Genomic DNA, 6,849 nt, shown 5'->3' on the forward strand with positions numbered 1-6,849 from the left:
CCGCGGTCAAAAGGAAATTCCGAAAGCAGGGTCTCGTTCAGATTGCGCGGATTGGCGGGAAAATCCGTGCGCTGTTCGATGTATTCGACTTCGCCCAGGTAACGCCCGTCGTCGTAGCCCAGCTGGCCGATATGGTTTTGCCGGTTTTCGAACGGCACCTGGAGATTCGGCTCTTCGTCGAGCGGCAAAAGCTGCGCGACCACGTTGCTGGCGTCGAATCGGTACTTGGCATAGAAAGAATCGGTAATGTGATATTGCGTCGCAAGCCCGTACTTCTTATAGCCTTCCTGGGAACGCAGGTGGTCCACGGAAAAGCCGGGCTCCACGCCCTGCAGGTAACCGGACACGTCGAGTTTCTTGAGCGGCTTGGTCTGGCCCTTGATGAGGTAGGCGTTCTCGCGCGGCTCAGTGTCCGGCCCGCGTAAAGACGAAAGGTCGGCAAAGCTGAGGCCGCCGTCGTAGGAAACGCTCTGGCCCGTCTGTTGCTGCTTGGCCTCGGCGTATTCGGCCGTGATCTTGGTGTTGCGGCCGGCCTTGAACTGGGCATCGATGCCGCGCAGGTCGTAGTCGCGGCCGTGGCCCAGGTGGCGCTTCTCCTGGACGCCGGTCGCGCCGATGCGGAAATGGTCGCCCATGTGCGTGTAGGCGCGGATGCCCCGGTTGGTGTCTTCGATGTTGCTCGGGCCCGCGTCGAATTCGTAATCGATCACCAGGAAAACCGGGCTGCCGTCCAGGATGTTGGACGAGATCAGCGTGTCGGACGCGGCCATGGAAGACAGCGGCCGCGACAGCATGATGCGGCCTTCGTTGTAATCGATCTCGTAGTCCTTGCCTTCCTGCAGGTCGTAGCTGTCGACCGTGATATCCTGCAGCTTGTCGCGGATTTCCACGCGGATTTTTTCGCTTCCCTCGATCACGTTCCGGTTGCGGAGGTAATACAGCGTGCCGCCGGTCGCCGCAAGCTCGTTGTGGTCGGCTTCATGCGAGGCCTTGGCATAGAAAAATTTCACTGCCTTTTTCGGGTCGCCGTAAACCGTGGTCTTCGTGTCTTCGTAAGCGCCCTTCAAGCCGGAAAACGTACGGTTGTAAGTTGAAAGCTCGGTCTCGTTGAACTCGGTCTGGAAGCTTCCCCATTTGAGGAACGACCGGTCCTTTTCGATGAGGATGTAAAACCGCTGGCGCGTGTTGGTGGCTTCGTAATCGCGCGTGGAGCCGTCGCCGTAAATCGGATAATAGTCGTCCTGGTCGAGATTGCGAAAAAACGCGGAACGCTTGTCGTCGGTGTCGTAATGGGACTGGACCAGGTATTTGCCCTTGAGCTTGCCCTTCAGATAATAAGACATCCTCCCGTCTTCGTAAAAATCGGACTTGTACGCGCCTTCCTCGCCCGCGCTCTCGATGTCGCCTTTGTTGAAGTTGTAGCCGAGCTGCTGCTCGCCGAGAGCGACCATGAAGAACATGCTGTCTTTCACCTTCACGGTCTTGTGGTAGGACGTGACCACGCCGTCCGGGCTCTTGGCCTCCACGAGATATTCTTTTTCGCCGGGCGTCACGTAAAATTCCGTCTGGAACCGGCCGTCGGTCTCGACGGGGGTTTCGTGGGAGTTAATGGTCACGGTGTAGCCCGGCTTGGTCTTGCCCTGGATGCGGACCGTGGGCTTGGCAATGAGCGGGATGCTGCTCTTGCCGTCCTTGAAGATGTTGAAGTTGCCCACCGCCGGAATTTCCGGAAGCTGCAGCTCTTTGTCCTCGGAATCGGTTTTGGCAAGCACGCGGAAAAACTGGAGCGGTGTCCAGTCTTCATGGCCTTCGAAGTCTTCCACTTTCAGCTGGTAGGAATAGATGCCGGGCTTGATGAGAAGCCCTTCTTCGGTCTGTCCGTTCCAGGTCACTTCTTCCGGCGGCGCGGAAACGCCGTAACCAGTCCAGATCTGCGTGCCGACTTCGTCACGGATTTCGATGTACCAGTTTTTCACGAATTCCGGATAATTGATCTTGAACTTGAACACGCCCTCTTTTTCCAGATAACCCAGGCCGGCCTTCAAGATTTTGGGCTCGAGATCCACTTCCAGGTCCGGGCGCGATGTGTCCAGGCCCTGCGTAAAATTGACGCTCAGCTCTTCGCCGAATTCCGGCGGCATTTCCGACGGCGGCAAGAGGACCGCAAAATTTGCCTTGCTCATGAGGCCCGGCGTCGTCTTCACCAGGAATGTTTCTTCGGTAATAAATTTAGTGCCCTCGGGCAGCGTGTGCCCGTCGATCTTCACCAGATGCCGGCCCGGCTTGACCGCGGGAATGCTGTAGCGGCCGTGTTCGTCGGTGATGACGATGATGCCTTCTTCGGTGACGAGCTTGATCCAGGGAATGCCGCGCTCGCCTTCGTCCTGCACGCCGTTCTGGTTGTCGTCCTGGAACACTTTACCGATGATGGTGCCTTCCTCGAAAACAGGATCCGGCGTCACGACGAGCTGGACGACCGCGTGTTCGGACAGCTCCGCTCCGTTGGTGAGCACGAGATCAAAACGGTAGTTATTGCCGATCGTCACGGCGCTCGTGGGGATGATGATAAATCCGATGTTCATCACCTGCCCCGCCCCGATGTCTCCCGCGCTGACGATGAGCGATCCTTCGCGCGTGTCGGCCTTGTTGCCGTTCAGCCGCACCGAAGCGTCGTCGGCGCGGAATCCAGGAGGAAGGCTGACATGGAGTTTCACATTGGTCAGCGTGTCGCCGGAATCGTTTTGAAACTGCACCTGCATGGCCACGGGCTCGCCCACCTGGACCGTGCTCTTGCTCTGGGTTACGCGCAGGCCCACCGGAGCGACTTCCGCGTTCGCGCTGTCGAAGGCATTGGTCCCGCCGCCGCCTGTCGTCTCGATGACAAGGACGATGCGTTCGGTCGCGGCGGGCGCAGTCCCGGACGCGGTCAAGGTGACGTAGGGATTGCCCAGGCCCGCGGGAGCGGTCGTGGTATTGGCGCGGCCGGAAGTGACGGAGGAAATGAGATAGTCCGTGCCGTCGGCGCGGACTTCTTTGAATTCAATTTTGAGACGCGAACCGTTTCCGGCGCCCACGGTGGTCGACTGCGCGAGCGCGTTGAACGTGACGAAGTCGCCGGGCTTGACGTTGTCGAAAGTCTGGAACGTGAACGAGCCGTCCGGCACGATGAGCCCGAAGCTGCCTTGCGGCGCGCTCGCAAAACCCGCGCCGTTCAGCGTGGCATTATCGGCTCTGGACGCACCGTTCGTATTGTCCCAGTTCCGGTTTACGCCGCTTCCGATGGCTTCTTCGAAGCCTCCATTACCGAGCACATTGGCATACGCCCGCGCCGGCGCGAAGGCCGCGAAAACGCCTGAGGCGAAAAGAAGGCAAAGGCCGGCTTTCGCCGCCTTCGACATCATCCCGTCAAATTTTTTTTTGTTCCTCATGGAATTTTTTCTTAAAAGCGTTAAAAAAAATTAGAACCGGCGGCTCGAGAAGCTGACGCCGATGCGCCAGTCGTCGCGTATCGCATACGGCGCCTCGCCGTCCTGTTTCGCATTCTGCACCTTGCCCACACCCACGTATTCCCCGAAAATTTTCACCTTGGACAGCCATTCGTTTTCCTTGTAGCGATAAGACCGGAACGGCATCCAGCGGACGCCCGCGCCTACGAAATACTGGTTCTGATAAGGAAACGAAAATTCGGAATTGTTGACGTGCTCGAAGCGCATGTACGGCATGAGCACAAGCTCGTCGTTGATCGGGTTCGGCGGCAGCGGGATGCCCGGGAGGCGGAAGCCCAGGATAACCGACGAATTGAAGATGAAGGCGTCGAAATCCTCTTCGGAGCTGAAGTTCGTTTTCTCATACCGGTAATTGCCGAAATATTCGCCCCACATGAACTCGCGGAGAAAATCCGGGATGCCCGAGCGCTTGCCTTCGCCCGCGGCGGGAAGGTCGATGCCCCATTCGTAGAAGATCTGCACGCCGGCATTCAAATCCGAATCGCGGCTGTTTTCGATTTCGTCGTGCAGCGGGAAGAGGTCGCCGTACATCACGTAGAAACGGAAATTGCGGACCCATTCGAGGAGCGGAAGACTCCAGGGGCGGTAATTGACAAGCCAGGGATTCTGGGAAAACGGACGCCATTCGAGACCGCCGAAAACCCTGAGATTGTCTTTGAAATCGGAGCCTTCGGATTCCATGGCGCCGGTGATTTCCACGAAGGGGTCGATCGTGCTGAGCGGGGCGCGGATGCCTTTGACCACGACGCGGTTGGTCCAGAAACCCACCTGCGCGTTGTAATCATGGTCGGTAAGGTTCGTGGTGCGGAACGAGGTTTCGCCGAAGGACTGCCAGGTGACGGCCTCGCCCTGGCCCTCGCCCTGGAACGGGCCGAAATTCTTTTCGCCGACGTCCAGCGCGTCCAGCATCTTGAGGAAAAGTTTTTCCTGCTTTTCGAATTCCGCGGGGCTGGGAATATTGATGGCTTCGGGCGCTTCGGGCGGCGCGACGTAGGCTTCGGCCTCGTCGACCATGTGGTTGAAATCCCCGCCGGACGCCTGAACCGCGGCCTGAACCATGGCCACTTCCGCCTGGGCTTTCTCCAGCGAAGGAAAAGCTTTGTTGCCGACGAAATAAACTTTCTGCCCGTCTTCGCCCGGCATTTTCAAAATGCGGATGTCGGCGCCCTCGAAGTTCTGCACTTCGGTATTGTCCTTCACCCATTTTTTGAGCGTCTGGGTGTCCTGGATCCCCTGCATTTCGCGCGCCTGAAGGGCGCTGCCGCCGAAGTTCGTGACCGCGGCATACGTGGGCACGCCGCCCTTGCCCGGCGTTTCCACGAAGACAAACCCGCCGATCTCCGTCGTTTTATAAGTCAATTTCTGGTCGGGATTCAAAACGAAATGCTTGGCAAAAATATTTTCTTCAGACGGAGGCGCGGGTTTTTCCTTGGCGGCGCGCGAGGCCCTCGCGGGCGCGGCCGGCTTCGGCGCCGGGGCTGGAGCCGGCTCTTCGGGCTGTTCTTCGATGGCCGGCGCTGCCGCGGTTTCGGGCTGCTCTTCGGCGGCCGGCGCCGCGGTGACTTCGGGTTCCTGCGGCTGTTCCGCGGCAGGTTCTTCGGACGGAGTGTCCTGCGGGGCGGCGGGCGCGGTCTCCGCGACGGCCGGAGTTTCCTGGTGGATATTATAGGTAGGCACCCGCGTCAGGCCGCCCACGACCGGGGCTTTCCTGCGATGACGTGCAGGCGCCGCCGGGGCCTCGCCGCTGACGGGCTGCGTCAAGGCCGGCTGCACGATGCGGCCTTCTTCGGAAGACGAGGCGGACGGGGTCGTTGTCTCCGAGGGCGCTTCAGAAGAGGTTCCGGAAAGACCGGAATAAGTTCCGGTATCGGAAGGAAGATTCGCGGTTTCCCCGTCGGAGGAAGAATGCGACTGGGACCAATTCTCAAGCTCCTGCCACGTGGCATCGTCCGCGTGCAGGATGCCGCCGGCAAAGGTGAGAACGAAGAAAAAAATAAGTGCCTGAAATTTTCTCAAGCGATCACGCAGTTTTTGGTTTTTAAAAACGTGTGTAAAGTGAACACAAAAAGCCCTCGATTTGAGGGCAGAAACCAAAAATAGTATCGGAAATTATTTGCTAACTCTAAACGTGAGAAGCGATTCCGAGCACTTGCTGCATATCATAGAGGCCGCTTTTACGCTTGGCAATGAATTTCGCCGCGCGAAGTGCGCCTTGAGCGAAGGCATCCCGTGAGCTGGCCCGGTGCGTGAGTTCGATTCTTTCACCGTCGCCGAAAAAGAAAACCGTATGATCGCCGACCACGTCGCCGCCCCGCATGGCCAGCACGCCGATCTCGCCCCGGGGGCGCGCGCCGGTCTCGCCTTCGCGGCCGTAAACCGTGTTGCCTTCGATCTTGCGCCCGCGGGCCTCGGCCACGACTTCGAGGAGCTTCACAGCCGTGCCGCTCGGCGAATCTTTTTTCATGCGGTGATGCGTTTCGGAAATCTCGAGATCGTAACTTTCGTCGAGCGCCTTGGCGGCGAGCTGCGAGAGCTTGAAAAGAAGATTCACGCCAACGCTCATGTTCGGAGACTGGACAATGCCGATTTTTTTCGAGGCGGCCCGCAGGGCCTGCAGGTGCTTTTGCGTCAGGCCGGTGGTGCCGACCACGTACGCGGTGCCTGCGCGCAGCGCCGTCTTCACATTCTTTTCGAGCGCGGAATGATGCGTGAAATCGATCAGCACGTCGGCCTTCCCGAAAACTTCTTCCGCATCGGAACTCACGTCCACCCCGAGCGGGGCGAGGCCCAGAACTTTTCCGAGTTCGTCTCCGACATGAGGATTGTCGGCATTTTCGAGCGCGCCTACAATTTTAAATTCCTTGTCCGCGGCGGCGAGCGTGAGAATCCTGCGCCCCATCCTCCCCGCGGCCCCTGCGACGGCGAGCTTGATCATTTGAGGACTCCCGCCTTTTTCAGGGCCTGCTTGAGTTTCAGCTTGTTGTCTTCCCCCATCTCGCAAAGCGGCATACGGAATTCGCCGTGAATCATCTTCATCAGGGCAAGCGCGGTCTTCACGGGGATCGGGTTGGTTTCGATGAACATGGCCTTGTTGAGGCCGCAGAGCTGGCTGTGGATTTTCCCGGCCTGGGCGTAATCGCCCTTCAGCGCAGCGTGCACCATCTGCCGCATCTTGTCCGGCGCCACGTTCGCGGTCACGGAAATGACGCCGCGCGCGCCGATCGCCATCATGGGCACGGTCAGGCCGTCATCGCCGGAGAGAATCGTGATGCCGCACAGTTCGCGGATCTGGTCGACCTGGTCGAGATTGCCGCTGGCTTCCTTGATGGCCACGATCGTGGGG

4 protein-coding genes are annotated in these 6,849 nt (G+C 59.1%); all 4 read right to left on the bottom strand.

Annotated features, from left to right (window positions below):
• Positions 1-3,428: SdrD B-like domain-containing protein (locus VL688_07570; GenBank protein ID HTL47907.1), on the bottom strand; the 3,428-nt coding region annotated here is incomplete at its 3' end.
• 30 nt (positions 3,429-3,458) lie between these two features.
• Positions 3,459-5,522 carry a hypothetical protein gene (locus VL688_07575; protein ID HTL47908.1) on the bottom strand — a complete coding sequence of 688 codons (2,064 nt, stop codon included), beginning with the start codon at positions 5,520-5,522 and terminating at the stop codon, positions 3,459-3,461.
• Positions 5,523-5,628: 106 nt separating this feature from the next.
• The gene (gene dapB, locus VL688_07580) at positions 5,629-6,438 is read right to left on the bottom strand and encodes a 4-hydroxy-tetrahydrodipicolinate reductase (protein HTL47909.1); all 810 of its coding nucleotides are present in this window, start codon (positions 6,436-6,438) and stop codon (positions 5,629-5,631) included.
• A partial coding sequence (locus VL688_07585; protein HTL47910.1) for a dihydrodipicolinate synthase family protein occupies positions 6,438-6,849 on the bottom strand: 412 nt, incomplete at its 5' end. The genes VL688_07585 and dapB, both read right to left, overlap by 1 nt.

The organism is Verrucomicrobiia bacterium, assembly GCA_035495615.1.
In the GTDB taxonomy this organism is placed as follows: domain Bacteria; phylum Omnitrophota; class Omnitrophia; order Omnitrophales; family Aquincolibacteriaceae; genus DATJFP01.